Source organism: Microcella sp., from assembly GCF_046293215.1.
In the GTDB taxonomy this organism is placed as follows: domain Bacteria; phylum Actinomycetota; class Actinomycetes; order Actinomycetales; family Microbacteriaceae; genus Microcella.
The window spans coordinates 1-397 of record NZ_JBKBPI010000017.1 but is presented as its reverse complement, the minus strand read 5'-3'; the positions used below and the strand labels follow the sequence as shown (position 1 = coordinate 397).

The 397-nt window shown below is 50.4% G+C and carries 1 rRNA gene (cut by a window edge); it reads right to left on the bottom strand.

Annotated features, from left to right (window positions below):
* Positions 1 to 287, bottom strand: a 16S ribosomal RNA gene (locus ACK4SC_RS11640) (it extends 1,204 nt beyond the left edge of the window).
* Positions 288 to 397 lie beyond the last annotated feature (110 nt).

Below are 397 nucleotides of genomic sequence, written 5' to 3'. Positions count from 1 at the left end.
CGGGTACCGGTCGGTGGCTTGGTGAGCCATTACCTCACCAACTAGCTGATGGGACGCAGCCCCATCCATAGGCGCCCAAAAGGGCTTTGGAGTCTCCTCATTATTGGGTATTAGCCACCCTTTCGGATGGTTATCCCCAACCTATGGGTAGGTTAGCTACGCGTTACTCACCCGTTTGCCGGTCGCCAGCACTATTACCCGAAGGTAATAGCCTGCTGCCCCACGACTTGCATGTGTTAGGCACGCCGCCAACGTTCGCGCTGAGCCAGGATCAAACTCTTCAGAAAAACCCCCAGCTTTGAGAAGTCCTTCCTCCTTATTCAGTTGCCAAAATATCAAGGGCTTTTCAGCCCTTCAATTCTTTGTAGACTAATTATTATAACCTAAAACTTTTAAC